General features: G+C 72.2%; 22 protein-coding genes and 2 pseudogenes. 12 read left to right on the top strand and 12 right to left on the bottom strand.

Annotation, left to right across the window (positions count from 1 at the left end; genetic code table 11):
* The first annotated feature begins 264 nt into the window (after positions 1 to 264).
* Positions 265 to 2,139: a M1 family aminopeptidase gene (locus ACWC24_RS21295; RefSeq protein WP_450664400.1), complete on the top strand. Its 1,875-nt coding sequence runs from the start codon at positions 265 to 267 to the stop codon at positions 2,137 to 2,139.
* Positions 2,140 to 2,167: 28 nt separating this feature from the next.
* On the opposite strand, the gene ACWC24_RS21290 is transcribed toward ACWC24_RS21295, so the two are convergent.
* A complete protein-coding gene (locus ACWC24_RS21290) occupies positions 2,168 to 3,001 on the bottom strand; it encodes a DUF817 domain-containing protein (protein ID WP_450664399.1) in 834 nt (277 codons plus the stop codon).
* A gap of 193 nt (positions 3,002 to 3,194) precedes the next feature.
* Between ACWC24_RS21290 and ACWC24_RS21285 the strand changes: the two genes are divergently transcribed.
* From ACWC24_RS21285 to ACWC24_RS21275, 3 genes and pseudogenes are all read left to right on the top strand, one after another.
* Positions 3,195 to 4,685, top strand: a complete 1,491-nt coding sequence (locus tag ACWC24_RS21285; protein ID WP_450664398.1) for a condensation domain-containing protein — start codon at positions 3,195 to 3,197, stop codon at positions 4,683 to 4,685.
* Between the two features lie 66 nt (positions 4,686 to 4,751).
* Positions 4,752 to 5,240 (top strand): annotated as a pseudogene (locus ACWC24_RS21280) (hypothetical protein); the annotation flags it as partial.
* 63 nt (positions 5,241 to 5,303) lie between these two features.
* Positions 5,304 to 6,560: a vWA domain-containing protein gene (locus ACWC24_RS21275; protein ID WP_450664503.1), complete on the top strand. Its 1,257-nt coding sequence runs from the start codon at positions 5,304 to 5,306 to the stop codon at positions 6,558 to 6,560.
* 75 nt (positions 6,561 to 6,635) lie between these two features.
* On the opposite strand, the gene ACWC24_RS21270 is transcribed toward ACWC24_RS21275, so the two are convergent.
* From ACWC24_RS21270 to ACWC24_RS21255, 4 genes are all read right to left on the bottom strand, one after another.
* A complete protein-coding gene (locus ACWC24_RS21270) occupies positions 6,636 to 7,874 on the bottom strand; it encodes a cytochrome P450 (protein ID WP_450664397.1) in 1,239 nt (412 codons plus the stop codon).
* A gap of 23 nt (positions 7,875 to 7,897) precedes the next feature.
* The gene (locus ACWC24_RS21265) at positions 7,898 to 9,292 is read right to left on the bottom strand and encodes an NAD(P)/FAD-dependent oxidoreductase (RefSeq protein ID WP_450664396.1); all 1,395 of its coding nucleotides are present in this window, start codon (positions 9,290 to 9,292) and stop codon (positions 7,898 to 7,900) included.
* On the bottom strand, positions 9,282 to 9,524 hold the full coding sequence (locus ACWC24_RS21260; RefSeq protein ID WP_450664395.1) for a ferredoxin: 243 nt from the start codon (positions 9,522 to 9,524) through the stop codon (positions 9,282 to 9,284). The genes ACWC24_RS21265 and ACWC24_RS21260 overlap by 11 nt, the downstream gene beginning before the upstream one ends.
* Before the next feature lie 100 nt (positions 9,525 to 9,624).
* A complete protein-coding gene (locus tag ACWC24_RS21255) occupies positions 9,625 to 10,209 on the bottom strand; it encodes a hypothetical protein (RefSeq protein ID WP_450664394.1) in 585 nt (194 codons plus the stop codon).
* 521 nt (positions 10,210 to 10,730) lie between these two features.
* On the opposite strand from ACWC24_RS21255, the gene ACWC24_RS21250 reads away from it, so the two are divergent.
* Positions 10,731 to 10,934 carry a cold-shock protein gene (locus ACWC24_RS21250; RefSeq protein WP_059190954.1) on the top strand — a complete coding sequence of 68 codons (204 nt, stop codon included), beginning with the start codon at positions 10,731 to 10,733 and terminating at the stop codon, positions 10,932 to 10,934.
* Between the two features lie 65 nt (positions 10,935 to 10,999).
* On the opposite strand, the gene ligA is transcribed toward ACWC24_RS21250, so the two are convergent.
* The 4 genes from ligA to ACWC24_RS21230 form a co-directional block, all read right to left on the bottom strand.
* Positions 11,000 to 13,090, bottom strand: a complete 2,091-nt coding sequence (gene ligA, locus ACWC24_RS21245; protein ID WP_450664393.1) for an NAD-dependent DNA ligase LigA — start codon at positions 13,088 to 13,090, stop codon at positions 11,000 to 11,002.
* 184 nt (positions 13,091 to 13,274) lie between these two features.
* Positions 13,275 to 14,924 carry a multicopper oxidase family protein gene (locus ACWC24_RS21240; RefSeq protein WP_450664392.1) on the bottom strand — a complete coding sequence of 550 codons (1,650 nt, stop codon included), beginning with the start codon at positions 14,922 to 14,924 and terminating at the stop codon, positions 13,275 to 13,277.
* A gap of 217 nt (positions 14,925 to 15,141) precedes the next feature.
* The gene (locus ACWC24_RS21235) at positions 15,142 to 16,128 is read right to left on the bottom strand and encodes an aldo/keto reductase family protein (RefSeq protein ID WP_450664391.1); all 987 of its coding nucleotides are present in this window, start codon (positions 16,126 to 16,128) and stop codon (positions 15,142 to 15,144) included.
* Between the two features lie 53 nt (positions 16,129 to 16,181).
* Complete coding sequence (locus ACWC24_RS21230; protein WP_450664390.1) at positions 16,182 to 16,370, bottom strand: hypothetical protein; 189 nt, start codon at positions 16,368 to 16,370, stop codon at positions 16,182 to 16,184.
* Between the two features lie 156 nt (positions 16,371 to 16,526).
* On the opposite strand from ACWC24_RS21230, the gene ACWC24_RS21225 reads away from it, so the two are divergent.
* Complete coding sequence (locus ACWC24_RS21225) at positions 16,527 to 17,051, top strand: adenylate kinase (RefSeq protein ID WP_450664389.1); 525 nt, start codon at positions 16,527 to 16,529, stop codon at positions 17,049 to 17,051.
* Between the two features lie 71 nt (positions 17,052 to 17,122).
* Entirely contained in the window at positions 17,123 to 19,015 is a 1,893-nt protein-coding gene (locus tag ACWC24_RS21220) for a hypothetical protein (RefSeq protein WP_450664388.1), read from the top strand.
* Between the two features lie 80 nt (positions 19,016 to 19,095).
* On the opposite strand, the gene ACWC24_RS21215 is transcribed toward ACWC24_RS21220, so the two are convergent.
* Complete coding sequence (locus ACWC24_RS21215) at positions 19,096 to 19,461, bottom strand: DoxX family protein (protein ID WP_450664502.1); 366 nt, start codon at positions 19,459 to 19,461, stop codon at positions 19,096 to 19,098.
* Between the two features lie 107 nt (positions 19,462 to 19,568).
* On the opposite strand from ACWC24_RS21215, the gene ACWC24_RS21210 reads away from it, so the two are divergent.
* Positions 19,569 to 19,946: a winged helix-turn-helix transcriptional regulator gene (locus ACWC24_RS21210; RefSeq protein ID WP_450664387.1), complete on the top strand. Its 378-nt coding sequence runs from the start codon at positions 19,569 to 19,571 to the stop codon at positions 19,944 to 19,946.
* Positions 19,947 to 20,232: 286 nt separating this feature from the next.
* On the opposite strand, the pseudogene ACWC24_RS21205 reads toward ACWC24_RS21210, so the two are convergent.
* Positions 20,233 to 20,625, bottom strand: a pseudogene (locus tag ACWC24_RS21205) (VOC family protein); the annotation flags it as partial.
* 139 nt (positions 20,626 to 20,764) lie between these two features.
* Between ACWC24_RS21205 and ACWC24_RS21200 the strand changes: the two are divergent.
* Complete coding sequence (locus tag ACWC24_RS21200) at positions 20,765 to 20,977, top strand: hypothetical protein (protein ID WP_450664386.1); 213 nt, start codon at positions 20,765 to 20,767, stop codon at positions 20,975 to 20,977.
* A 47-nt stretch (positions 20,978 to 21,024) separates the two neighbouring features.
* Here ACWC24_RS21200 and ACWC24_RS21195 read toward each other — a convergent pair whose 3' ends face one another.
* Positions 21,025 to 21,927: a LysR substrate-binding domain-containing protein gene (locus ACWC24_RS21195; RefSeq protein WP_450664385.1), complete on the bottom strand. Its 903-nt coding sequence runs from the start codon at positions 21,925 to 21,927 to the stop codon at positions 21,025 to 21,027.
* A gap of 70 nt (positions 21,928 to 21,997) precedes the next feature.
* On the opposite strand from ACWC24_RS21195, the gene ACWC24_RS21190 reads away from it, so the two are divergent.
* Genes ACWC24_RS21190 through ACWC24_RS21180 form a run of 3 tightly spaced genes read left to right on the top strand, consistent with a single transcriptional unit; the run spans position 21,998 to position 24,575 of the window.
* Entirely contained in the window at positions 21,998 to 23,191 is a 1,194-nt protein-coding gene (locus ACWC24_RS21190) for a thiolase family protein (protein ID WP_450664384.1), read from the top strand.
* Positions 23,188 to 23,883 (top strand): 3-oxoacid CoA-transferase subunit A, encoded by a 696-nt coding sequence (locus ACWC24_RS21185; RefSeq protein ID WP_450664383.1) that lies wholly within the window; start codon positions 23,188 to 23,190, stop codon positions 23,881 to 23,883. Before ACWC24_RS21190 ends, ACWC24_RS21185 begins: the two co-directional genes overlap by 4 nt.
* Positions 23,880 to 24,575 carry a 3-oxoacid CoA-transferase subunit B gene (locus ACWC24_RS21180; protein WP_450664382.1) on the top strand — a complete coding sequence of 232 codons (696 nt, stop codon included), beginning with the start codon at positions 23,880 to 23,882 and terminating at the stop codon, positions 24,573 to 24,575. The genes ACWC24_RS21185 and ACWC24_RS21180 overlap by 4 nt, the downstream gene beginning before the upstream one ends.
* The last annotated feature ends 69 nt before the right edge of the window (positions 24,576 to 24,644 follow it).

Genomic DNA, 24,644 nt, shown 5'->3' with positions numbered 1-24,644 from the left:
GCTCTGTGAGCCGAGAGGCCACAGGGGCGGCAGTGCGGGCTGGGGCCCGTCCCACCAGGGAATTCACCCTCTTTGCCCGATGGCATGTTCCGGTCAAACCTGTCAGGCTTTCGGAAGCCGTCCCCCGACCCCACGGGACACGGCGGGAAATCTCACTCCAGCGATCGCGCGAGCGACGCTCGTCCCCGGCCGCCCCGGCGCACCCCAGCCGGTCCTGCGGCCACCGAGCACGCCGGAATCCCGGCCGCCGAAAAGGAGTTACGTGTGAGACCGACCCCCCACAAGGCCCTCGCCGCGAGTGTGCTCGTCCTCGCCGCGTCGGCCGCAGCCCTGTTCCCCGCCACCCCGGCCGCGGCCGCCGCCCCGCCGGCCGCCGTGCCCGCGGCGGCCCCGGCCGCCGCCTGCACCCCGGCCCAAGTGGTGGGCAACGGCGGCTTCGAGAGCGGCACTTCGTCCTGGACCCAGTCCTCGACCACCGTGATCACCAGCCGCACCGGCCAGAGCGCCCACGGCGGGACCACCTTCGCCTGGCTGGGCGGCACCGGCGGCACCCACACCGACACGCTCTCGCAGAGCGTCACCATCCCGTCCGGGTGCAGCAGCGCCAGCCTCACGTTCTGGCTGCACATCGACACGGCGGAGACGACCTCGTCGACGGCCTACGACAAGCTGACGGCGAAGATCGGCAGCACGACCCTGGCGACCTACTCGAACCTGAACAAGGCCACCGGCTACGCCCAGAAGACCTTCGACGTCTCGGCGTTCGCGGGCCAGACCGTCACGCTCGCCTTCACCGGCACGGAGGACTCCAGCCTCCAGACCAGCTTCGTCCTCGACGACATCGCCCTCGACACCTCCGGTGACACGAGTCCGCCGGCCGACTCCACCCGCACCCCCGCCGCCCCCGCCTACACGGTCAGCCTGACCAGCAACACCAGCGGCACCGGCTGGACCGGCCACGAGAGCGTCACCTTCACCAACGCCTCGTCCACCGCGCTCGGCGAGGTGTACCTGAGGCTGTGGGACAACTACCACGGCACCTGCTCCGCGATGCCCATCGTGGTGAGCAACGTCAGCGGCGGCACGGCCGGTTCGCTCTCGGTCGCCTGCACGGCCCTCCAGATCAGCCTGGCCTCGCCCGTGGCACAGGGCCAGAGCGCGACGATCGGCTTCGACCTGGCCGTCACCGTGCCCAGCGGCGCAGACCGCTTCGGCTACGACGGCGCCTTCGTCAACATCGGCAACGCGCTGCCCGTACTGGCGGTCAAGGACGGGGCCGGCTGGCACCTGGACCCGTACACCAACAACGGCGAGTCGTTCTACTCCCTGGCCGCCGACTTCAAGGTGACCCTCGACCACCCGACGAGCCTCCTCGTCCCGGCCACCGGCACCTCGGTCGACGCCGCCGGATCGAGCGGCCGTACGATCACCACGGCCACCGCCTCCAAGGTCCGCGACTTCGCCTGGGCCGCCGGGCCGTTCACCAAGATCTCCGGCACCTCCACCGCCGGCACCGCGATCAACATCTACTCCGTGACGGGCATCAGTTCCTCCAGCCAGCAGTCGATGCTCTCCACCGCCAAGTCCGCGGTGGACGCCCACGCCGCACGCTTCGGCGCGTACCCGTACGGCGAGCTGGACGCGGTGATCGACAACAACTACTGGTTCGGCGGCATGGAGTACCCCGGCTTCGTCCTCGACCTGGTCAGCACCACCGCGCTCACCCACGAGATCGGTCACCAGTGGTTCTACGGGATCGTCGGCGACGACGAGTACAACAGCCCGTGGCTCGACGAGGCGTTCACCGACTACGCCACCGACCTGGCGCAGGGCAAGACCGGGACCAGTTGCTGGAGCAGCGTCTCCTGGGCCTCGTCCGCGGAGAAGATCACCAACTCGATGGCCTACTGGGACGCCCACTCCTCCCGGTACTCCACCGTCGTCTACGGCTACGGCAAGTGCGCCCTGCACGACCTGCGCCGTCAGCTCGGTGACACCGTGATGGCCAACCTGCTGAAGAGCTACGCCGCTTCGCACTGGTACGGCGTCTCGACCACGGCGGAGTTCAAGGCGGCCGCCCAGGCGGTGACCACCACGGACCTGACCTCCTTCTGGAGCACGCACCGCATCGACGGCTGACCGGCAGCCCTCCGGCCCGGCAGTCGGATCAGGCCGCCGCCCCGGGAGTCCCGGGCGCGGCGGCCCTGCGGGTCGCTCCACCGGTGCCGGTGCCGGTGCCCGCGTCGAAGGCGCTGATGACGAAGGTGACGCTGATCAGCAGCGCCCAGGACGCCCACTTGGACACCGAGACGGGTTCCCAGCCGTGCGCCTGGTACGGGTACGTCCAGGCCCCGAGATAGGTGGCGATGTTCTCGGCGAGCCACAGGAAGAACCCGATCAGGGTGAAGGCCAGCCCGAGCGGCATCCGGTACCGCCGCTCGCCGATCCCGAAGTGCACCCACGCCCCCGCGGTCACGGCGAGCAGCAGGCCGCCGAGCGGCCAGCGCAGGTCCGGCAGCCAGTGATGGCTGAGGAAGTTGCCGTACAGGGCGACGGCGAGCACGGCCGTGGCGCGGGCCCGGTAACCGGACATCTCCAGACGCATCAACCGCCAGGAGCGGCAGACGTAGCTGCCGACGGCGGCGTACATGAAACCCCCGTACAGCGGCACCCCGGCCACCTTGGTCAGCGCCGGTTCGGGATAACTCCACGCTCCCACACGCACCTTGACCAGCTCGAAGGCCAGCCCCAGCAGATGGCAGACCGCCACCACCGCCAACTCCCGCCCGGTCTCCCACCCCAGCAGCAGACCCGCCCCGGTCAGCAGCACCCCGTACGCCAGGAGCAGGTCGTAGCGTGCCACCGGCAGCGGCGGCAGGAGGGTCGAGGCCGCCATCCCGCCCAGCAGCGCGGCGGCGAACACGCAGCAGCGTGTCTGCAACCAGGCGAACCGCAGCAACTGCCCCACGAACACCCCGGCACCCTCGATGAACCCCCGCATGTTCCTCTAGACAGCCCCGACGGTGCGGGAGTTGCAGTACGGGCGGCCATAAGTTCGGGTGTCACCGCGCGGGCCGAGGACCGTTGTTCGACATACCACCCGATCCATTGAAAAATCATGCTTCCACGCACACCGTCCCCGAGCAGGGCATTCCCTTGATCGGATATGCCCCAACTGTGAATGGAGACGTCCGGTGCGAATGACCGACATCCAGCGCTGCGAGGTCCGGCCCGGACGGCTCGTCGAGTGGACGCTCAGCCCCGCCACCGTCGAGGCGGCGGCGGACCTGCCGTACGACATCCGGCCCCCGGCGTACATCCAGGAGTCGCACATCAGGACCGCCCGGACCGTACGGGAGGACGGCCTGTTCGTGCCGACCTGGCTGGGCACGGTCTTCGACATCCCGGGGCAGGTCGACCTCGACGTGCTCCAGGAGGCGCTGCGCACCTGGACGGTGCGGCACGAGACGCTGCGCAGCGGATTCCGCTGGGACGGCGACGAGATGCGCCGGTTCACGCTCGACGCCGACGCCGTGTCCCTGCGGCGCGCGGTCGTCGGCGACTTCCCCGACGCGGCGGAACTCGTCCAGCACCTCCAGGACCGCTTCGACGTCGCCGCCGACGCACTCGGCTGGCCCAACTTCCTGTACACGGCGATCGTCCGGGACGACGGCGCGACCGTGCACATGGTCTTCGACCACAGCAACGTCGACGGCTACTCGCTGCAACGCATCCCTGCCGAGATCCACGAGCTGTACGCGGCGGGGACGCAGGGCCGCGCCGTCGAGGAGGCGCCGGTCAGCAGCTACGTCGACTTCTGCGAGATCGAACGGGCGGACGCAGACCGGATCGACGACACCCACGCGATCGTCGTGCGCTGGCGGGAGTTCGTCGAGCGCTGCGACGGGAAGCTGCCGGACTTCCCCGTGGACCTCGGCCTCGAACCGGGCGGCGCACTGCCCACCCAGAAGCTGATGCGCGAGAAGCTCGTGGACGCGGACGCCGCCGCCGCGTTCGAGGCGTACTGCCGCCCCTACGGCGGAAGCCTGGTCGGCGTCCTGGCCGCCACCAGCCTGCTCGTGCACGAGATCGGCGGACAGTCCGTCTACCGCACGGTCGTGCCCTTCCACACCCGGGTGAAGTCGCAGTGGTCCGACTCCGTCGGCTGGTACGTCGGCGGCGCGCCCATCGAGGTCTCCCTCGCGCAGGCCCCGGACTTCCCGGGCGCGCTGCGGACCGTACGCGCCGAACTCCAGGCCAACAGGTCGCTCGCGCGCATCCCGCTCGCCCGCGTACTGCGCCTGCTCGGCGCCGACTTCCGCCCGACGTCGCCCGACCTGTACTCGATCGTCTCCTACCTCGACGCCCGCGGCATCCCCGGCGCCGCCCGCTGGGCCGAGCTGAACGCGTACGCATTGCTGCGGGTGTCCTACGGCGACCAGGTGTGCGTCTGGGTCAACCGGATGCACGAGGGGCTGTGGCTGGCGAGCCGCTACCCGGACACCGACATCGCGTCGAAGAACATGCGGCTGTACGTCGAGCGCCTGCGGGACGTGATCCTTTCGGTCGCCCGAGGCATCCCGGTGCCCCGGGCCGGAGGGAGCGCCGAGGGACCGGCGGGCCGGTCCGGCGCTCCCGTCCACCCGAGGGAAAAGGAGCTGACAGGCGGTGGAGAGGGCCGCTAGGGTCCGCGTGATGACGACTGACACTCCACACAGATCGGGGGTCCTGTCCACGCAAGGTGAGTGCTGATGCTCACTCGAAGCGTGTACGGGGATGCCCGCCTCTCCCTCTGGCAGCGCGTGCGCGAGTTCGCCGTGCCGCCGTCGATGATCGAGACCGCCACCGCCCGCCGTCGTACCGGTGACTGGGCGGGCGCCTGCGCCGCCGCGGGTGTCGACGTCGACCTCGACCTGCGCCGTGCGGCACGGACGTACGGCCGGGAGCCGGTGGCCCGGCTCCGGGCCGACCTGCGTCGGCTGGCTCCCGACCCGCTGCGCTGGCACATGCCGAGGATCGCCCCCGACGGACTGCTGCGACCGGGCCTGACCATCGCCCTGGCCAGGTACGACACCGCCGGACCCGACGTCGGGCGGCCGGTGTGTCTGGTGGTCCGGACCCCACTGGCCTGGGCGGACGCCGGCCAGCGGATCAGCCTCGTCCTGTGGGACGGATCCCCGGACGACGCGGGCGCCCGCCGTCATCCGCATCCCCGTCCCGACCGGCGGTTCCGGCTCGACAGCGGTGGCCCTGTCCCGGCGGGCGGACCGCACGGCGGCCCGCGTCGCCGCGAAGGCGGGCCGATGACCCCGCGCCCGCCCGTGGAACTGGACCGCGACAAACTCTTCGCCGCCCGGCTGAACGCCGCACGCGCCCGGCCCTACCTGGCGACGGCGCTCTTCGCCCTGCACCCCGTCGCGTCGCGGTCCGTCCCGACGATGGCCGTCGACCGGCACTGGCGGTGCTACGTCTCCCCGGTGTTCGTCGCCCGCACCCCGGTGGAGGAACTGGCCGCGGTGTGGGTGCACGAGGTGTCGCACCTGCTGCGCGACCACCACGGGCGCAGCGACCGGTTCGCGCGCGAGAAGGGACTGACCGGTCCCGGGGAACGGCTGCGGATGAACATCGCCGCGGACTGCGAGATCAACGACGACGCCTTCGGCGACGGCCTGGTCCGGCCCGAGGGCGCCGTCACGCCCGAGTTCCTGAACCTGCCCGCGGGCCGGCTCATGGAGGAGTACCTGAGCCGGTTCCGGCTCGGGCCGCACACCCAGAGCCTGGTCTGGCTTGACTGCGGCAGCGGCGCCGACGGGCTGGACCGGGAGTGGGACCTCGGCCCGGACGGCGCGCACGGCCTCAGCGATCAGGAACGGGACGCGGTCCGGTTCCGGGTGGCGCAGGGCATCAACGGCCGGCCGGGGGACACCCCGAAGGGCTGGCGGCGGTGGGCGGAGGAGGCGTTCCATCCGCCCCAGCCGTGGCGGGAACTGCTGGGAGCGGCCGTCCGTTCGGCGGTCTCCGGGTCCGGCGCGGGCGACGACTACAGCTACGGCCGCCCGGCACGGCGTTCGGCCGGGGTGCCCGGGATCGTGCTCCCGAGCCTGAGGCGCAGGCCGCCCCGGATCTGCGTGGTCGTCGACATGTCGGGGTCGGTCAGCGACAGCGAACTGGGCAGCGCGCTGCTGGAGGTCGCCGCGATCGTCCGTGCGATGGGCGGCCGCCGGGACCTGGTCACCGTCGTACCGTGCGACGCGACCGCGGGGACCGTACTCCCGCTGTGCCGGGCCGAGGGCATCGCGCTGACGGGCGGCGGAGGCACGGACCTGCGCACCGGGTTCGCCACGGCGCTGCGGCGCGGGCCCCGGCCCGACGTGATCGTGGTCCTGACCGACGGTCAGACGCCCTGGCCGGCCGAACGGCCCCCGTGCCGGACGGTGGTGGGCCTGTTCCCGCGGCACGGGGGATCGTCGTGGAGCGAGGACCACCCCGGCCGCAGGCCCGACTCACCGCCCGCCTGGGCCCGGACCGTGGTCATCGGCCCGGCTTCCGGCACCCGATGAGTCGGGCCGGACGGGCATGGAAGGGGGGAAGGGGGCCGTTCCGGCGTGGAGCGGCCGGGCGGCCCCCTTCCCGCGTCACGGGCGGATGCCGTCGCAGGCGATCCGCAGATGACGCGGGCCGCGCAGCACCGCGTTCTGCCGGTACGGGGGCGGGTCCTCCAGCAGCCGCGGGTTCTCCAGCCGGCGGGCCAGTTCGCTCAGGGCGAGCTGGGCCTCCAGCCGGGCCAGGGGCGCGCCGAAGCAACTGTGGATGCCGCTGCCGAAGCCCAGGTGCTGGATGTCCCCGCGGTCCGGGTCGAACCGGTCCGGATGGTCGAAGCGCTCCGGGTCGCGGTTGCCGGCCGCCAGCACCAGCCACACCGACGCGCCCTTGGGGATGGTGGTGCCACGGACCTCGATGTCGGCGATCGTGGTGCGCTGCGGCACCAGTTGCACCGGCGGCTCGAAGCGCAGCAGCTCCTCGACGATGTTCACCGACAGCCTGGGATCCTCGCGCAGCCGCCCGAGGATCTCGGGGTTGCGCAGCAGCGTCAGCATCCCGTTGGTGATCAGGTTGACCGTGGTCTCGTGACCGGCGATCAGCAGCAGCGCGGCGGTGCTCAGCAGCTCCATCGTCGTCATGGTGCCGTCGGGCCCCTGCACGGTCGCCAGCTCCGAGAGCATGTCGTTGCCGGGGTTCTTGCGGCGTTCCTCCACCAGCCCGGCCAGGTACATGCCCAGCTCGGTGCGGGCGTTGTGCGTGCGCTTCAGCCGCTCGGCGGGGTCGGGGGCGTCCGGATCGGGGTCGAGACCGGCGGCGATGGTGTCCGCCCAGCCGTGGAAGCGCGCCTCGTCCTCGCGCGGCACGCCGAGCAGCCGGCAGATCACGGTCACCGGGAACGGGTACGAGAACTGGTCGACCAGGTCGATGTGTTCCGGCTCCCCGATGCCGTCGACGAGACCGGAGACGATCTCCACCAGGTCGCCGTGCATGTCGTTGACGCGGGTCGGGCAGTGCGGCGGCCCGAACGAACGGTTCGTCATCCGCCGCAGCCGGTCGTGCTCGGGCGGATCGAGCCGCAGGAAGCTCGGCGGCAGGGCCGACTCCTCCTGCGCGTCGGCGCCCAGCGGGCTGCTCGCCGTGTTCTTCAGGTTGCGCGCGTCGGAGCTGATCCGCGGATCGTGCAGCAGGCTGCGGATGTCGTAGTACGAGCTGAGCACGAAGGGGCCGTCCCCTTGCTGGTACACGGGCGTCTTGCGCAGCTCCTCGTACAGCGGGTACGGGTCGGCACGATGGGAGTAGTCGATGATCTGGCGCAGGATGTCTTGCGTCATGAGGTGTCCTCGGGGACGTCGGATCAGTGCCTGGCGGGGGTGAACGTCATCCGCCGGTCCGCGGGCGAGTAACCGCTCAGGGTGACGGTCGGACCGTGCGAGGGCACCGACGGGTCGGGGAAGTCCGCGGGCAGCGGCCGATCGCCCTCCGGGCGGCGGTCCACCGTGGGGAAGGGCGGCGGGAACGGCGCCGTGGTCTCGATGAGCTGCTCGTAGAACGGCAGCCACCGTGTCTGGTCGAAGGTGACGGCGCCGATGACGCGCCCCTGATAGCCGTACACACCGGTGAACCTGCGTTCTTCCCGGGAACCCTGCGCGATGAGGATCTCCGTGCCCATCGACGGCACGCCGACCGACTTGATGTTGACCCCGAACTGCGAGGACCAGAAGGCCGGCACCCACATGTGCGGACGGCGGTCCACGCTCTCGCTCAGCATGTTGTGCGCCGCGGTCTCGGCCTGGGCCACCGCGTTGCCCCAGTGCTCCAGGGACAGGAACTGGTAGCCGAACAGCGCGTGCGGGGACCGTGCGACATCGCCGGCCACATAGATGTCGTCGGTGACGATGCCCCGGATGTCGAAGGCCCGGCAGCCGGCGTCGCAGGCGATGCCCCGGGGGCCCGCGCCGAGTCCGGAACCGAGGAGCCACTCGGTGTTGCGCGTGGCGCCGAGCGAGACGACCACCACGTCGGCCTCGACGCTGCTCCCGTCGGACAGCCGGGCGGACCGCACATGCCCCGAGGAGTCGCCCTCCAGGGCGGTCACCATCACGCCGGTGCGCAGATCGACGCCGGCCTCGCGCTGCATCTTCGCCGCGACCTCGCCGACGACCCCGCCGAGCGCGCCGACCAGCGGTGCGGCGCCCCGCTCGGCCACCGTGACCGACAGTCCGCGTTCCCGGCAGGCGGAGGCGATCTCGGAGCCGGTGAACCCGGCGCCGATCACGAGCACCCGGCGCGGATTTTGCGCGAGCGCGCGCTCCAGCGCGACGGCGTCGTCGCGGGTGCGCAGGACGAACACGCCGTCGAGCTCGGCCTCGCCCTCCTGGGGCCAGGGCCTGGCCCGTACCCCGGTGGCGATGAGCAGCCGGTCGTACTCCACCTCGTCGCCGTCGGCCAGCCGTACCCGCCGGGCCGCCATGTCGAGGCCGGCTGCCGCGACCCCGAGGCGCCACTCGGCGTCGATCGCCCGGCGCCGGGGGAGCGCGGTGTGGTCCGCCGTGGCGCGGCCCAGCAGGACCTGCTTGGACAACGGGGGCCGGTCGTAGGGCTCGTAGGGCTCGTCCCCGATCATTGTGAGGGAGCCGGTGAAGCCCTCCGCGCGCAGCGTCTCCGCGCCCCGCAGCCCCGCGAGCGAGGCGCCGACCACGACGATGCGCCCTTCGCGCTTGAGCCGGTCGAGGTACTTGTCACTGCTCACGGGTCGCCTCCTGAGGGCGTGCGGGAGTGCCGTCGGTGCCGTTCGGCCCTTCCACGAAGATGGCCTGGACCGGGCAGGCCGCCACGGCGCGCGCGATCTCGTCGCGCCGGGAGTCGTCGGCCTGCGGGTCGTAGAGCAGCGACTCCTCGCCGTGCATGGCGAAGACGTCGGGTGCGAGGAACGCGCACTGCGCGTATCCCTGGCAGCGGTTGAGATCGACGACAAGCCTCACCGAGGTCAGCCCTTCCGTGGCCCCCTGCCGCCCCCACGCCCTCAGCATGGACCGGCGCACGCGGCGCCGCGCGCCGAGGTGTGCCGTGCGGATGACGGGTTCAGCGCGCGCGTCCGGAGCGCGGCGGCCGGCGCAGGCCGACGCGCAGGAGATGGAAGCTGACGATCAGCGCCCAGAACGGGAAGAGCAGTTCGGACCAGGGCACTCCGGCACCCACGACGAGCAGGATTAGTCCTACCGCGTAGCCGAAGAGGGAGAGCGGGCGCGGAAAGACCTGGAGGCGGTGCCCGATGGTCGAGGTGGTGAGGACGAACACGGACGCCATCCGCAGCGCGTACGTCGTCATCAACATGTACGCGAAATCGCGGCCGAACGTCGAGGGGCCCTCGTTGAGCACGGTCCCCGCCGCCGCACCGGCGCCGAACATGGTGGCGACGAACACCAGTCCACTGCCCAGGAACACGGTGGCGACGAACCGGTCCTCGGCCGCGCCCACCTGGGCGCGCAGCGCGCCCATGAACCACAGGAAGAAGATGCCCGCGAACGGAACGATCTCCAGCGCGGCCCGCACCGCCCAGCGCATGTTCTGGGCGACGACGGCATTGGCGGCACCCCCCGCGGGTACGGCGATCCGCACCAGGACGATCGCCGCCGCGAGCAGCACCGCGAACACGGTCCCGGCCATACCGGCCGCGCGGTGTCCGCAGCCGCTCGTCCTCCGGGGCCATGGACGCTCGCTCTCTCTGCGGCTCTCTCTTTCGGCTTCCCCCTCTCGGTCCAGCAAGCAGGCACACGTGCGGGCGCGCCACCGGGGGCACCCGCGAGGGTGACGTCACGCCGCACGGCGGGGCGGGGCGTCGGCGGTGTGGGCAATGAGTGCCCTACAGGTGCTCGACAGGCGTCCGGAAGGTGTCGCGGACACGTCCGGGAGGGCCTCCGGCGGGGTGTCCGGGCGGGCGCCGGGGCGGTCCGTCGGCCGGGTGTTCGGCGGGCGCCGACGGATCCCCGCGCAACGCCGTTGCATCCGAAGGGCCTTACCCACTGGTGACGGGCGCTTTCGCCGTGTAGCGTCGTCGTCAGATGTCGTGGTTCGCCGTACGCGCCCGCACTGTCGTGCGGGCGCTTTGCTGTGCAGTGCCCGAGGACCAGGACGACCACCTCCGGGTTCGCGCGGTGCGAACCCGTCACCGATTGAGAGGCACCGGCATGGCCAGCGGAACCGTCAAGTGGTTCAACTCCGAAAAGGGCTTCGGCTTCATCGCGCAGGACGGCGGCGGTCCCGACGTCTTCGCGCACTACTCCAACATCAACGCCAGCGGTTTCCGCGAGCTCCAGGAAGGCCAGGCGGTGACCTTCGACATCACCCAGGGCCAGAAGGGCCCGCAGGCGGAGAACATCACCCCCGCCTGATCCGGTGAGACCCGCCCGCCCGTCGGCCACCCGGCCGACGGGCGGGTACACCCGTCGCCGGCCGGTCAGCCGATGAAATCAGCGACCATGGCGGCGAACTCGTCCGGCGTGGACAGCCGGACGCCCAGGTCCTCGGCCTTGGCCCGCTTGGAACCGGCGCCCTCGCCGGCGACCACCAGCGAGGTCTTCTTCGAGACGCTGGACGAGGAGCGGCCGCCCGCACGTTCGATCAGCTCGTTCATCTGGTTGCGGCTCAGTTTCTCCAGCGGGCCCGTCATCGCGCCCGTGACCACCACGGTCATCCCCGACAGCGGCCCGCCCTGCGGCGCCTGCGCCGTGTCGTCATCGCCGCCGCCTTCGGCACCGGCAGCCGGCGCGGGGGTGGCACCGGGCTCGGTCATGTTCACCCCGGCCGCCACGAGTCTGTCGATGAGCGGGCCGAGTTCGGCCAGTTCCGCGACGATGGACGGGGCCTTCTCGGTACCGATGCCCTCGACCTGCTGCATCCGGGCCGCGTCGGCGGCCCGTATCTCGTCCATCGTGGCGAAGTACCTGGCGATCCGGCGCGACATGGAGCGGCCCGTGCCGCGCACGCCGAGCGCGCACAGCACCCGGGACAACGGCCGGCCCTTCGCGGTCTCGATCGCGGCGAGCAGGTTGTCGCTGCTGGTGGCGCCCATCCGGTCCAGTCCGAGCAGTTGCTCGCGGGTGAGCGCGAACAGATCGGCGAGATCGCCGACCAGGCCCGCTTCGACGAGCTGCACGACCCGGGTGCCGCCGAGTCCCTCGATGTCGAGCTGGTCGCGCCCCGCGGCGTAGGCGAGGGAGGCGACCAGATGGCAGTTGCGGCCCTGCTCGCAGCGCCAGCGTTCCTGGCTGGTGTCGATGGCGGAGCCGCAGCGCGGGCACACCGCGGGGAACTCGATGGTCCGCTCGTCGCCGGTGCGCAGATGGGCCACCGGGGCTTCGATGCGGGGGATGACGTCACCGGCCCGGTGGACCATGACGTGGTCGCCCAGCCGCAGGTCGCGGCGGGTGATGTCGGCCGGGTTGTGCAGGGTGGCGTAGGTGATGGTGGACCCCTCGATCTCCACCGGCTCCAGCACACCGCGCGGGGCGATGATGCCGGTCCGCCCGACGTTCCACTCCACCGCCAGCAGCCGGGTGATCTTCTCCACGGCGGGCAGCTTGTACGCGATCGCCCAGCGCGGCGCCCGCGAACCCGATCCGGCGGCCTGCTGATCGGCCGCCAGGTCGGCCTTGACGACGATGCCGTCGATCCCGAACGGCAGTCCGGCGCGGAGCGCCGCGATCTCCGCCACCCTGGCCAGCACCTGTTCGGCGGTGTCGGCGACCACACCGGGCACCTCGGTCGCGGCCGTCGTGTGCACCCCCAGCCCGGCGGCCAGGGCCATCAGGTCGCTGTGGGCGAGTTCGCCCAGCCGCACGGCGAGATCGGCGTCCGTCTCGGGCCGGGGCAGCAGCCCGTAGCCGAAGAACGTCATCGGCACGGTGTAGGCGCGCTCCTTCGCCCGCAGGGTGCCCGCCGCCGCGTTGCGAGGGTTGGCGAACGGCTGTCCGCCGTGCGCGGTGCGCACCTCGTTGGCGTGTTCGAACTGGGCGACGGTCATCAGCACTTCGCCGCGCACCTCGACCGTGACCGGTTCGGCAAGCGTCTGCGGCAGGCCCTCGATCGTGCCGATCGCGTGCGAGACGTCCTCCCCGGCCGTCCCGTCACCGCGGGTGATCAGTCTGCTCAGCCGGCCCTCGGTGTAGCGGGCGGCGACGGCGAGTCCGTCCAGCTTCGGCTCGACACCGAACCGGGTGACCTCGCGTCCGAGGCGCCGGCCCAGGGAGGCGGCCCAGGCGGTGAACTCCTCGGCGGAGAACACGTTGTCCAGGCTGAGCATGGCGACCGTGTGCGGGACATCGCCCTCGGCCGCGCCGCCCGCCACCTTGCCCGTCGGCGAGTCCGGCCGCACCTCGTCCGGGTGCGCGGCCTCCCAGGCGGCGATCCCGCGGACCAGGCGGTCGTAGGCGTCGTCGTCGAGTGAAGAGGTGCCGCTCGCGTAGTAGGCGGCCGCGGCCTCCACGGCGTCCTCGACCGCCCGCGCGTAGGCGGCGGCATCCATGATCACTGCAACTGGTGTCGTCATGACCTGCATCTTGCCTCCCCCCACTGACAACGGGCCCCCGCGCGGACCCGGACCGGCGGGCGAGGCACGGGACACGCGGGTGACCGTCCGGGACCCTCCGGCCGACCGCCCGGGTCCGTCCGGGAGCGGAACCCTGACGGACCGAGGCGCGGGACGCCCCGGCCTGGTCACCGGCACCGGCGCGTCAGGTGCGGTACCCGAAGACGGTCATCATCCCGGACTCGGAGTGGTACTGGTTGTGGCAGTGCAGCATCCACAGACCCGGATTGTCGGCGTCGAACTCCACCACCAGCTTGCGGTGCGGCAGTACGTACGCGGTGTCCTTGCGGGCCCCGGCCGCGTCGAGGCCGGCCATGGCGAAGGTGTGGCCGTGCAGATGCAGCGGATGCCACATGTCGGTGCCGTTGATGAGGCTCAGCCGAATCCTTTCGCCTTGGCGGATCGGATGACGCTGCTCCAGGGAGTAGGGCCGGTGGTCGAAACTCCAGTCGAAGTCCCTCATGTTGCCGGACAGCCTGATACGGATCTCGCGGTCCGTGTCGCGCTCCGGCAGTGCCACCGACTCCTGCGGCCTGAGGCGTCTGGCCGGTACGAGCCGCCCGTCCAGCTCGTCGGGGAACACCGAGGTGGACGGCAGCGTCCCGCTCCTGTCGGTACGCAGCACCGCCATCGCCCGCCCCTGCTTGCCCTCGGCCAGCGCGACCAGCGGGAACACCCCGTCCTTGGCGGTGACGAGCACGTCGTAGCGCTCGGCCATGCCCAGCAGCAGCGTGTCGGTCTCATGGTGCTCGACCGGGTAGCCGTCGGTGTGCGTCACCGTCATCTCGTGGCCGCCCAGCGCCACCCTGAAGGCCGTGTCACCGCTGGCGTTGATGATGCGCAGCCGGATGCGGTCCTTGGCACGGGCCTTGAAGACCGTGGGCGCCTGCGGACGGCGGCCGTTGATCAGGTAGTACGGGTAGGCGACGTTGCCGCCCTCGCTGCGCAGCAGATGGCTGCGGGAGCCGTGCATCGCCCGGGAGGGCCCCGCGGGCCTGCCGCCGTGACTGCCGCGACCGCCGTGGTCGTGCGACGCGCCCCCCTTGCCGACGCCCATGTCCATGTCCATCGCCGGGCCCTTGCCGTGGCGCAGCTCGGCCAGCACGTCGTCCGGGGTGGAGCCGTCCACCCCGTCCAGCCAGTCGTCCAGGACGACGACCCACTCCTTGTCGTAGACCAGCGACTCCCGGGGGTCCTCCACGATGAACGGGGCGTACAGGCCGCGGTCGAGCTGCATCCCCGAGTGGGAGTGGATCCAGTACGTACCGGGGTGCTCGGCCACGAAACGGTAGGTGAAGTCCGCGCCGGGGGCGATGGGGTTCTGGGTCAGATCGGGCACGCCGTCCATGTCGCACCGCATGCGCACCCCGTGCGAGTGCAGCGTCGTCGTCACGGGCAGGTGGTTGGCGAGCGTGAGGTCGAGGGTGTCGCCCGCGGTGATCCGGACCTCCTTCCCGGGCAGGGAATCGCCGTACGCCCAGGACCTGACGGTCCGCCCACCGAGATCCAGGGAGGTCTGGGCGGCGGTGAGCCTGAACCTGCGGACGGGCCCGGACCCGCGCTTCCGCTCGGCGGCGACGACCTCGGGTCCCGACGGGTCGACATACCCCTTGGGTCCCCTGGGGACGAACCGGGTGCCGCCGGGGCCGGAACCGGTGCCCCCGGGGCTGGAACCCTGGCTGGGACCGGGACCGGAAGCCGGGGGCGAGTCCGACCCGGAGCATCCGGTCAGGAGTCCCGAGCCGGCCGCAACGACCGAGGCACCGAGCAAGGCGCGCCGCGTATATGTGTTCATGAACGTATAACACACGCCTTGGGGCGATTTGTGTGAGAACTGACGCGGCGCGTCGGGTGAATCGCCTGCCCGATGCCCTGCTCGTTCCCCTGCCCGATGCCGATGCCGATGCCGATGCCCGATGCCCGATCGTCGCCCGCGCGACAGGCACGGCCGGTGCGCGCGAAGGGGGCCGCTCCGGTGCGGAGCGGCCCCCTCGGGGCGGCGGCGGGACAGGTCAGACGCGGCCCGCCTTGGCCGGATCGCGCTCCACGACGGGGCCGAGGACGCCGTCGACGGCCTCCATGAGATCGGCGTCCAGCTTGATGCCCGCCGCCTTCACGTTCTCCGTGACCTGCTCGGGCCGCGAGGCACCGATGATGGCGGCGGAGACGTTGGGGTTCTGCAGGACCCAGGCCACGGCGAGCTGCGCCAGTGACAGCCCGGCCTGATCGGCGAGCGGCCTGAGCCGCTGGACGCGCTCCAGCACCTCGTCCTGGAGGAACCGGCCGACGAACGTCGCGCCGCCCTTCTCGTCCGTGGCCCGGCTGCCCGCCGGCAGCGGGGCGCCGGGCGCGTACTTGCCGGTGAGGACGCCCTGCGCGATGGGCGACCAGACGATCTGGCCCAGACCCAGCTCCTCGCAGGTCGGCACGACCTCGTCCTCGATCACCCGCCACAGCATCGAGTACTGGGGCTGGCTGGAGACCAGCGGGAAGTGCAGCTCCCGGGCGAGCGCGTGGCCGTCGCGGATCTGGTCGGCCGTCCACTCGGAGACACCGATGTACAGCGCCCTGCCGGAGTGGACCACGTCGGCGAACGCCTCCATGGTCTCCTCCAGCGGGACGGAGGCGTCGTAGCGGTGCGCCTGGTACAGGTCGACGTAGTCGGTCTGGAGCCGGCGCAGCGAGTTGTCGATCGACTCCATGATGTGTTTGCGGCCCAGGCCGCGGTCGTTGGGGCCGGGACCGGTCGGGAAGTAGACCTTGGTGAAGATCTCCAGACCCTCCCGCCGCTCGTCCTTCAACGCCCTGCCGAGGACGGATTCGGCGCGGGTCTGGGCGTAGACGTCGGCGGTGTCGAAGGTGGTGATCCCCGCGTCGAGGGCGGCGCGCACACAGGCGAGCGCCGCGTCCTCCTCGACCTGGGAACCGTGGGTGAGCCAGTTGCCGTAGGCGATCTCGCTGATCATCAGGCCGCTGCGGCCGAGGTGACGGAACTCCATGCCGCGACCCTACTTCCGGACCACGGCAGGTGACCGGACCGTCGTGCGGGTGCCTACCGCTTCCGCGCCCGGTAGCGCTTCATCAGCGCGGTGATCCGCGCCGGGTCCGCCGGGCCGTTGAGTTCGGCCACGAGGTCGTCGGGGCAGAGGTCGTAGAGATCGCCCCACCATCTGCGCCCCCGGTTGTCCCAGATCCGGTAGCCGCCCGGCACGCCCCGGGCTACGTAACGTCGCCTGCTCACAGTCCCCTTGTCCCGGGCGCCGATCGTGGTGTCGTCGAGCGGGCGGTCTCCGACGCGTGACCCTACGCGGACCGCGGCCGGACGGCGAGGGGATAAGCGCCCCCCACCGGGCGGAGGCGCTGTGGTCGTCCCCGCGTGCCGGGATAGGGTGCGCAGGTGGAACGGGTCCTGGTGGTGGGGGTGACGGGGGCGGGCAAGTCCACGCTCGCCCGGGTGCTGGGCGGCCGACTGGGCCTGGCCTACCACGAGATGGACGCGTTGTACTACGACGGGCCGGACTGGGCGGTGAACGGCCGGCTGGTCGAGGACGTGTCGCGGCTGACCGCGCGGCCTCGCTGGATCGTCGACTCGATCGGTGCCGCCGAGGTCCGCGACCTGCTGTGGGAGCGGGCCGACACCGTGATCTGGCTGGACTATCCCAGACGGGTCGTCATGCCCCGGGTCCTGCGCCGCTCGCTCCGCCGGAGCGTCACCCGCGAATCCCTCTTCGGCGGCAACCGGGAGAACTGGCGGGGCTGGCTCAGCAGGGAACACCCCGTCTGGTGGTCGTGGTCCCAACACAGCGCCCGGCACCGGGAGATCGGCCTGCGCACCCGCGACCCCCGCTTCGCCCCGCTGCGCACGGTCCGACTGGGCCACCCGGACGAGACCACCGCCTGGGTCGAGACGCTCGGCCGTTGAAAACCGGCGCGCGACAGCGCACGCTGCTGCCCGGGGCCGGCTCGTCCCGGTGAGCGCAGAGGGGGACTTCCGTGGCGGACCATGACGACGCGCCGGCCGACTGGGACGCCGGCGAGCGCCGTATGTGGCAGGCGTACCGGCGGGGGGAGTGGTGCGTCGGCGTACCGGAGGTGCGCGGGGCCGCCGTGCGGATGCTGCTGCTGTCCCCGCCGCCCCCCGTGCCCGGACACCTGGCCCGGCTGCGCCTGCGCGGCGTGCACGTACGAGGGCGACTGGACCTGTCGGAGGCCGCCCTGCGCGGCACCGTCCGCATGCGAAACTGCCGGTTCGACGAGGCGCCACGACTGGAGGGCGCGCAACTCGAGGCGTTCGAGCTCGGCGAGTGCCGGCTGCCCGGCCTGCGGGCCCACAGCGCCCGTGTCGCCCAGGAGTTCAAGGTCGACAAGTGCACCGTGGACGGTACCCTGGACCTGCGCTCCCTCACCGTCGGCACCGTGCTCTCGCTCCAGGACACGACGATCCGCCCGGCGCCGGGCGAGGCCGCCGTCACCGCTCAGAGCGTCGCCGTGGACGAGTACATGTGGGCCTCGGGCCTGGACTGCACCGGCCCGGTGCACCTGAGCAACGCGCGGGTCCAGGACACGCTCGTCTTCCGCGGGGCGGCCATAGGCGGCCCCGACGGCTGTCTCCAGATGTCCGAGATCACCGTCGGCGGCGGCCTGTACCTCGGGCGCGGCTTCTCCTGCGCCGGAATGGTCAACCTGTGCGGGGCCTCGGTCGGTGCGACGGTGGAGCTGTCCGACGCCACCCTCGCCGGTCCCGGCGCGGGCCCGGGGCGCTACGCCCTCCATCTGGGCTGCGCGCAGATCGGCGGCGACATCCAGGCGGACGGTGGACTGGTCGTCGGCGGCCCGGTCACCCTCGCCGACACCTCGATACGCGGCAGCGTCGTCCTGGAGGGCGCCCGGCTGGACTTCCCCGAGGGCACGGTGCTCACCGCGGAGCGCACCCACATCGGCGGCGACCTCGACTGCCGGGGCGGGACGACCGCACACGGCACCGTCGACCTGTGCGACGCGCGCATCGGCGGTTCGATCCGGCTGGAGGCCGCCGAACTGACCGCCCCGGACAGCGGCAGGCCCGCGCTGCGGGCCAACGGCGTCGACGTCGGCGGCGTGGTGAACCTCTGCGACGGCTTCACGGCCCACGGCGGCGTCCGCCTCAACAGCGCCACGATCCGGAGCACCCTGTGCCTCGCCGACGCGCTGCTGGACACCGCGCCCGAGGAGGAGGCCCTCACCTGCCGCGGAGCCACCGCGGCCGTGCTGCGGCTGGAGCCGCGGGAGACACCCGCTGGCATCGTCGACCTCAGCCGCCTGCGCACGGTGCTGCTCAAGGACGAGCCCGCCACCTGGCCGGCCTCCCTCGTCGTGGACGGCGCGGTCTACGACGACATCAGCCCCGCCCTGCCGGCCGCGCGCCGCCTGCCCCTGCTGCGCCGGGACCCGAACGCCTTCACACCCCAGCCGTACGAGCAACTCGCCGCCGTCTACCAGCGCCACGGCCAGGACGCCGACGCGCGGACCGTCCTGGTCGCCAAGCAGCGCGCCCTGCGCGCCACCCTCGGGGTGCCCGCCCGGCTGTGGAGTCTCCTCCAGGACGCGACCGTGGGCTTCGGATACCGCCCGCTGCGCGCCGTGTGGCTGCTGGCCGGTCTCCTGGCGGCCGGCTCGGCACTGTTCGCGACCTGGCCGCCGCGGGCGGTGGCCGACGGCCCGCATCCGGCCTTCCAGCCGGTGATCTACACCCTCGATCTGCTGCTCCCGCTCGTCGACCTCGGCCAGGAACGCGTGTTCAGCCCGTCCGGCGCCATGCAGTGGACGGCGCTCGTCCTCGTCGGCAGCGGCTGGTTGCTGGCGACCACCGTCGCCGCCGGAGCGAGCCGCGTGCTGCGCAGGACCTGAGTCCGCGGCGGACCTGAGTCCGCGTCGGGCGGGGCTCCGCGTCGGCCGGGCTCCGACCGGCCCGGACGCCCGCGGGTACGTCAGAGCCGTACGGTCGCCAGCCAGGCAGCGGCAACGGCGGCCACCAGCAGCGCGATGTTGAGCCCGATCAACCGTGCCTCGCCGCGCGAGACATGGAGCGCGATGCCGCCGCACTGGACCAGGACGAGCCCGATCGCCGCGGCGACGGCGAGCCAGGGTGCGATCCCGGTCAGCGGCGGCAGTATCAGACCCGCGGCGCCGAGGACCTCCAGTGTCCCGATCAGCCTGACGGCCGGCATCGGGACCCGGTCGACCCAGCCCATCATCGGCCGCAGCCGCTCCTGGCTCTGGAGGACCTTCTTGCCTCCGGCGTAGAGGTAGAACACCGCCAGCAGCGCGGCGACGATCCAGTACGCGATGTCCATCATGATTCCTTGCGTGGTAAGTACCTGCTCCGAGGCGCCTCATCATGGGTGACCGCCGAGAGGCCTACAAAAGGCACACGGATGTGCGTCACGCACAGGGAGTTGTCATGTCGGAGTACGAGCACACCTGCATGATCCGCGGAGACGGCGGTCGGACGATCCGTGCCGTGCTCGACCGGATCTGCGACAAGTGGACACTGCTGATCGTGGTGACCCTGGAGCAGGGGCGCCTGCGCTTCACCGACCTCCAGCGGCAGATCCCGGGCATCTCGCAGCGGATGCTGACGCTGACCCTGCGCAACCTGGTACGGGACGGCCTGGTGTCGCGCACGGCGTACGCGGAGGTCCCGCCACGCGTCGAGTACGCGCTGACCCCCACCGGGGAGAGCCTCATCCCGCCGGCGCTCGCGCTGGCCGGCTGGGCGATCGAGCACATCGCGGAGATCGAGGCCAGCCGGGCCGCCCACGGTGACCGGGCCGGGTGAGCGCGGACCGGCGTGATCAGGCCGGATCGCGGGCAGTCGACGCCCTGCTGCTCGTAGCGCCGTACGACCGCCTCACGCCAGTCCTGCCAGGTGTTGGATCGCCCAGGTGCGGCTCCTGGTCCTCCAGGACGCGTTCGGCCTCGCGGGCGGCCACCGCGAGCAGCAGTTCCGCACGGGCGCACCTCCAGAGTGGACCCATGGGTCCATTTCACGCGGGCGGCCTCTCCTGCGTGACGCGCGTGTCCCGTGCGTCCTGCCCCTGTTCCGCGTTCGGTGCCTCCTGCACGTCCTGCGGGTACCAGCGCAGCTCGACGGTGTTGCCGTCCGGGTCCCGGACGTACACCGACTGCGCCTCGCCCCGGGCGCCGTACCGGCCGACGGGGCCTTCCAGCACGGTGAAGGTGCCCGAGGCGATGACCTCCCGCCAGTCCAGCGGCTCGACGACCAGACAGATGTGGTCCACGTTGGACTCGGCGCGCGGCCGCCCGAGCAGGTCGATGATCGTGGTCGCGTTGACCCGCACCGAGGGGAACGGGACGTCACCGGCCCGCCACTCGGCCACCCGCACCGGCGTCAGGCCCAGGGGCCCGCAGTAGAACTCCAGGGAGCGCTCGACGTCCTCCACGTTGAGCACCAGATGATCGAAATCCTTGACGCGTATGTGCCCTTGACCTCGCATGCACCCATCCTGCCCCCGGCCCGGGGACGGTTCACCACGGCCGGTCCCGGGGTCGGGCACGTTCGTCGCCGCCTCCAGGCAGGCCTGCCTTCAGAGGGAACGGCGGGGGCGATGCCGCGCGACGGCGTAGCCTCCCGGCATGAAGTCCGTCATCACAGACATCGACGACCAGGTACCTCCGGACAACGGCCTGAAGTGCAGCATGCACGACGGCAACAGCCCGAACTGCACCGGTCAGGTCGTCGCCATCGTGACGTTCGACGACGCCGGGGCCTCGGACAACCACTGGAAGGTGTGCTGGTGGTGGTGGGAGAACAACCCTGACGCACGCGCCTTCCGGGAAGGCAGGTGAATCACGAGGCCCCAAAAGGACACGACGGTCCTCCGGGGCCTCCGCGTTCACGACGTCCCGGTCGCGGGACGGAACAGCTGTCGGATCACCTCGACCGTCCGCAGGAGGTGCGGCTCGGACCGGTCGGCGCGGTGGGCGACGGCCAGTTCGACCGTGCCGGCCGGCTGGACGAGCGGCCGGTAGACCACCCCCGGCAGGGTCAGCGCGGTCACCGGCTCCGGCGCGACGGCCACCCCGAGCCCGCCCGCCACCAGGGTGATCAGCGTCGACGTCTCGCCGACCTCGTGCCGGATCCTGGGCTCGACCCCGGCCTCCCGCAGCATCCGCAGGACGACGTCGTACATCACGGACCGGCGGTCCGCCGAGTGCACGATCAGGTCGGTGCCGGCCAGGTCCGCGGCCCGCACCCGCGACCGCCCCGCGAGGACGTGGTCGGCCGGCAGCGCCACCACCAGCCGGTCGCGGCGCAGCAGCCGCACGGCCAGGGAGGGGTCCGCCGCCGGCGGGCGCAGCAGCGCGACGTCGATCGCGCCCGTGCGCAGGCCCTCCGCCTGGTCGGGGGCGAGCATCTCGCCGCGGAAGGAGAAGTCGACCCCCGGCAGCTCCGCCGACAGGTGCCGGGACAGCGTGGGCAGCAGGCTGTACGTCGCCGACCCCACACAGCCGATCGCGACCCGGCCGACGACGCCGGCCGCGACCCGGCGCGCCAGGTCGGCCGCCTCGTCCACCTCGGCCAGGATCGCCCGCGCGCGCTCCAGGTAGGCGCGGCCGGCCTCGGTGAGGTCCACCCGGCGCGTGGTGCGGTGCAGGAGTTGCACTCCGAGTTCGGTCTCCAGCTGGCGGATCGCCTGCGACAGCGGGGGCTGCGCCATGTGCAGCCGTTCGGCGGCCCGGCCGAAGTGGCGCTCCTCGGCGACCGCGACGTAGTAGCGCAGATGGCGGAGATCCATATCGCAGACCTCTCAATCGCTCGCCATATGGATACTTCACCCTATCGGCAGCCGCGCCTACGGTGGCAGGGTGAGTGCATACCTCTACGCCGCGACCCGCACGCCGTTCGGAAAGTTCAACGGCGCCCTGGCCGGCATACGCCCCGACGACCTGGCCGCCACCGCGATCACCGGTCTCCTCGCCCGGACCCCCGACCTCGACCCGTCGGCCGTCGACGAGGTCGTCTGGGGCAACGCCAACGGAGCGGGGGAGGAGAACCGCAACGTCGGCAGGATGGCCGCGCTGCTGGCGGGCCTGCCCACGAGCGTGCCGGGCACGACCGTCAACCGGCTGTGCGGCTCGTCCCTCGACGCGGCGATCGCCGGCTCGCGCACGATCGAGACCGGCGACGCCGACGTCGTCCTGGTCGGCGGTGTGGAGTCGATGACCCGGGCGCCCTGGGTGCTGCCCAAGCCGGCCCGCGGGTTTCCCGCGGGGGACGTGACGGCGGTGTCGACCACGCTCGGCTGGCGGCTGGTGAACCCGCGGATGCCGAAGGAGTGGACCGCCTCGCTCGGCGAGTGCAACGAGCAGCTCCGGCAGCGCTACGGCGTGGGCCGCGAGCGCCAGGACGACTTCGCCGCACGCTCGCACCGCCTGGCCCACCAGGCCTGGGAGAGCGGCTTCTACGACGACCTCGTCACGCCGGTGGAGACGCTGGCCCGCGACGAGGGCATCCGGCCCGGGTCGACGCCGGAGGTGCTCGCCGCGCTCAAGCCGTCGTTCCGCCCCGACGGCACGATCACCGCGGGCAACGCGTCACCTCTGTCGGACGGAGCCTCGGCCGTGCTGCTCGGCAGCGAGCGCGCCGCCACCGCGATCGGCCGCGAGCCGCTCGCCCGGATCGCCGGGCGCGGCGCGAGCGCCCTCGACCCGCAGGACTTCGGATACGCCCCGGTCGCCGCGGCCGACCAGGCGCTGAAGCGGGCCGGCATCGGCTGGGAGCAGGTCGGCGCGGTCGAGCTCAACGAGGCGTTCGCCGTGCAGTCGCTGGTCTGCGTCGACGCCTGGCTCGACAACGGGCTGCGCGATCCCGAGCTGGTCAACCAGAAGGGCGGCGCGATCGCGCTCGGGCACCCGCTGGGCGCCTCGGGCGGCCGCGTCCTCGGCACGCTGGCCGCCGTGCTGCGCGAGCGCGGGGAGCGGTACGGCGTCGCGGCGATCTGCATCGGCGTGGGCCAGGGTCTGGCCGTCGTCCTGGAGAACCCGGAGGCCGGGGCATGAGCAGCGCACGAGTGCTGGAGAGCTGCGACGAGGCGGTCGCGGGCATCGAGGACGGCTCCACCGTCCTGGTCGGCGGCTTCGGCTTCGCGGGCATGCCGTTCGACCTCCTCGACGCCCTCATCCGGCAGGGCGCGAAGGACCTCACCGTGGTGTCCAACAACGCGGGCAACGGCGAGGTCGGCCTGGCCGCGCTGCTGAAGGCGGGCCGGGTGCGCAAGGTCGTCTGCTCGTTCCCGCGGCAGTCCGACTCCCAGGTCTTCGACGGGCTCTACCGGGCCGGGAAGATCGAGCTCGAGGTCGTGCCGCAGGGCAACCTGGCGGAGCGGATGCGCGCGGCCGGCGCGGGCATCGGCGCGTTCTTCTGCCCGACCGGGGTCGGCACCCCGCTGGCCGAGGGCAAGGAGACCCGCACCATCGACGGCCGCGAGTACGTGCTCGAGTACCCGATCAAGGGCGACTACGCGCTCATCGCCGCGCACCGCGCCGACCCGATGGGCAACCTCGTCTACCGCAAGACGGCCCGCAACTTCGGGCCCGTCATGGCCACCGCCGCCGCCACCACGATCGTGCAGGTCGGCGAGGTCGTCGCGCTCGGCGGGATCGACCCGGAGACGGTGGTCACGCCGTCCATCCACGTCGACCGGATCGTCCGGGTCGAGACCCGCCACCACATCGTCCAGGGGGCACGATGAGCACCTCACCCCGTCCGACGCCCACGACGGCCGGCGTGGTCGAGCATCTCGACCGGGGGCCGCTGTCCACGGACGAGCTCGCCGCCGTCATCGCCCGTGACATCCCCGGGGGCTCCTACGTCAACCTCGGCATCGGGCAGCCCACCAGGATCGCCGACCATCTGCCGGCCGACCGCGGGGTCGTCCTGCACACCGAGAACGGCATGCTGAACATGGGGCCGGCCGCGGTCGGCGAGCAGATCGACCCGGACCTCACCAACGCGGGCAAGGTGCCCGTCACCGAACTGCCGGGCGCGGCGTACTTCCACCACGCCGACTCCTTCGCGATGATGCGCGGCGGCCACCTCGACGTCTGTGTGCTCGGCGCCTTCCAGGTCAGCACCACCGGCGACCTCGCCAACTGGCACACCGGAAAGCCCGACGACATCCCCGCCGTGGGCGGCGCCATGGATCTCGCCATCGGCGCGAAGGACGTCCTCGTGATGATGACGCTCTTCACCAAGACGGGCGCGCCCAAGCTGGTCCCGTCCTGCACCTACCCGCTCACCGGTCTGCGCTGCGTCAGCCGGGTCTACACCGACCACGCGACCTTCGACATCACACCGGACGGCGCGCTCGTCCGGGAGACGTGGGGGAGCACGGCCGCCGACCTGGCGGCGCGCCTCGACGGCGTCGTCGTACCGCGAGGCTGACGACGGTCCGGTCCGGCGACCGCGCAGCACGCGGCCACCGGACCGGACCACCGAAAGTCTCCGCCGGGC

This window comes from Streptomyces sp. NPDC001443 (assembly GCF_053597355.1).
This window is presented reverse-complemented; position numbering and strand designations above follow the sequence as displayed.

Excerpts from the sequence above, each read along its gene's own strand:
- ACWC24_RS21290 (WP_450664399.1), bottom strand. The coding sequence starts at position 3,001 with ATGCGGGGGTTCATCGAGGGTGCCGGGGTGTTCGTGGGGCAGTTGCTG.
- ACWC24_RS21255 (WP_450664394.1), bottom strand. The coding sequence starts at position 10,209 with ATGGCCGGGACCGTGTTCGCGGTGCTGCTCGCGGCGGCGATCGTCCTG.
- ACWC24_RS21235 (WP_450664391.1), bottom strand. The coding sequence starts at position 16,128 with ATGGAGTTCCGTCACCTCGGCCGCAGCGGCCTGATGATCAGCGAGATC.
- ACWC24_RS21210 (WP_450664387.1), top strand. The coding sequence starts at position 19,569 with ATGTCGGAGTACGAGCACACCTGCATGATCCGCGGAGACGGCGGTCGG.
- ACWC24_RS21215 (WP_450664502.1), bottom strand. The coding sequence starts at position 19,461 with ATGGACATCGCGTACTGGATCGTCGCCGCGCTGCTGGCGGTGTTCTAC.
- ACWC24_RS21250 (WP_059190954.1), top strand. The coding sequence starts at position 10,731 with ATGGCCAGCGGAACCGTCAAGTGGTTCAACTCCGAAAAGGGCTTCGGC.
- ACWC24_RS21275 (WP_450664503.1), top strand. The coding sequence starts at position 5,304 with ATGACCCCGCGCCCGCCCGTGGAACTGGACCGCGACAAACTCTTCGCC.
- ACWC24_RS21270 (WP_450664397.1), bottom strand. The coding sequence starts at position 7,874 with ATGACGCAAGACATCCTGCGCCAGATCATCGACTACTCCCATCGTGCC.
- ACWC24_RS21180 (WP_450664382.1), top strand. The coding sequence starts at position 23,880 with ATGAGCACCTCACCCCGTCCGACGCCCACGACGGCCGGCGTGGTCGAG.
- ACWC24_RS21185 (WP_450664383.1), top strand. The coding sequence starts at position 23,188 with ATGAGCAGCGCACGAGTGCTGGAGAGCTGCGACGAGGCGGTCGCGGGC.
- ACWC24_RS21200 (WP_450664386.1), top strand. The coding sequence starts at position 20,765 with ATGAAGTCCGTCATCACAGACATCGACGACCAGGTACCTCCGGACAAC.
- ACWC24_RS21240 (WP_450664392.1), bottom strand. The coding sequence starts at position 14,924 with ATGAACACATATACGCGGCGCGCCTTGCTCGGTGCCTCGGTCGTTGCG.
- ACWC24_RS21195 (WP_450664385.1), bottom strand. The coding sequence starts at position 21,927 with ATGGATCTCCGCCATCTGCGCTACTACGTCGCGGTCGCCGAGGAGCGC.
- ligA (WP_450664393.1), bottom strand. The coding sequence starts at position 13,090 with ATGACGACACCAGTTGCAGTGATCATGGATGCCGCCGCCTACGCGCGG.